Here is a 1,790-nt window from a genome sequence, read left to right on the forward strand (position 1 = left end):
CCCCGGCCATGGATGGCCGATGGCGGCGGGCCCACGGAGCAGGACCGGAGCGAGGGCATGCCGAGCATTAGCGAGGCACCGAACGAAAGGGGCAAAAGCGCTTGGTTACTTGCCGCTTTTGCAAGTGACTCGCCGTAAGGGCGAAACCGTCAGCGGCCGTTACCGCAGAAACGGATATGTACACGACCGGTTTCCTATCGACCAGACGATCACAGCAACGACAAGGTGTAGTTGATAATAAAGCGATTCTGATCAACATTACGCCCCGCATCAGTGTTCGACTTGCCATTGCGCACACTGAACCCAAGCCCTTTAAGCGAACCCGACTGCAGCACATAATCCAGGGTCATATCGCGCTCCCACTCAGACTGATCACCCGTATTGCGAACCTTGATATCAGTCCCCTTCAAATACACGATCGACGCTTTCAGCCCCGGCACGCCCAGCGGCGCAAAGTCATACGTGTATTGCCCAAAGTTCGTCTGCTCACCCGCACGGGTAAAACTCTGGATCATGCGGTCCGTCGGCAAATAAACACTGCCACCCCCCGCCCCTTTATCAACCAGGCTGCCCTGGTTGGGCTGGACGAAGTTGCTGCCATCACCCACTTGCTGATGCCCCAGCGACACCGAGTGGCCACCGTTCATATAAGTGATCATCGCAACCCAGGTGTTGTTGTCGATTTCGCCATTGTTGTCCTCGGTGTAACCGGAGGTGCGATAGCCTTGCGCGCGACCTGCGGCGGAACTGTTGGCCCCGGTCGACGTGGTGCGAAAGTAACGCAGGTCAGTGGTGAACGAGCTTTTGCTATCGATCGGCAACACATGAGTCAGGCCGAAGAAATTCTGGTTGTAGAAGTCCTCCATCTGCGCGAAGTAATACTGCGCTTTCAGTTCCTTGGTGATGAAGTAATCCCCCCCGGCGAAGTAGAACGTGTTGCTGTCCTGTGTGGCGCCCGGTACGGACAAACCGGTCCGGTCCGTCGACGCGCGACCGACCGCATGTTCAAGCACACCACTGGTCAGCATCAGCCCATCGATGTCATTCGAAGTGATCTGGGCACCGGTGAACGATTGCGGCAATACGCGGGCATCGTTCGACAGCAGGATCGGCAATTTCGGCAGCAGCGTGCCGTAGCGGAACTCGGTTTTCGCAATACGCATCTTCGCCGTGGGACCAAAGCTGCTCCAGGTATCGGCAGCACCGTCGCCATCCGTCGGGATCATGCCGCTACCGACATGACGCCCGGCACCACTGTCCAGTGTCACACCCAGCAGCGCCTGAGCATCGAGCCCGAAACCGACCGTGCCTTGGGTAAACCCGGACTCATAGCGCAGCACGAAACCCTGTGCCGCTTCTTCGGTTTTCGAGGGATCCGCCGCACCATCGCGGTTATCGCTGTTGAAATACAGCGTGCGCATCGAAAGGCTGGCTTTGCTGTCTTCCAGAAAACCGTGCGTGGCAGAATCCGCTGCCTGTGCGCAAATCGAACCGGTGGTCAACAAGAGTGCGGTGGGGATTGCTCGCTTGAACATACGGTGCTCCAGGGTGATTTTTTTATGGTTTTCGAGTGTTGAACGACCGCCATCCGCCGCTGACACCCAACACCGGCGCGCACGATGACGCGCCCAATGAGTGACCATGAGCATTGAAACTGGAGAGCGATCGGAGGGTTCGAGTTAGACCAAGTAAGAGAGACCCACGGTCAACGCGAAGGCGACCACCGAAATGATGGTCTCCAGCACGGTCCAGGTCTTGAAGGTCTGGGCGACGCTCATGTTGAAGTATTC

General features: G+C 57.5%; 2 protein-coding genes. Both read right to left on the reverse strand.

Going from position 1 to position 1,790, the window contains the following annotated elements:
• Window positions 1-209: 209 nt before the first annotated feature.
• A complete protein-coding gene (locus FBY04_RS32200; RefSeq protein ID WP_145319722.1) occupies window positions 210-1,535 on the reverse strand; it encodes an OprD family porin in 1,326 nt (441 codons plus the stop codon).
• A 144-nt stretch (window positions 1,536-1,679) separates the two neighbouring features.
• Window positions 1,680-1,790 (reverse strand): hypothetical protein (locus tag FBY04_RS32205; RefSeq protein WP_145319724.1); only part of this gene is annotated, 111 nt, incomplete at its 5' end.

This window comes from Pseudomonas sp. SJZ080 (genome assembly GCF_007828295.1).
Classification (GTDB): domain Bacteria; phylum Pseudomonadota; class Gammaproteobacteria; order Pseudomonadales; family Pseudomonadaceae; genus Aquipseudomonas; species Aquipseudomonas migulae_A.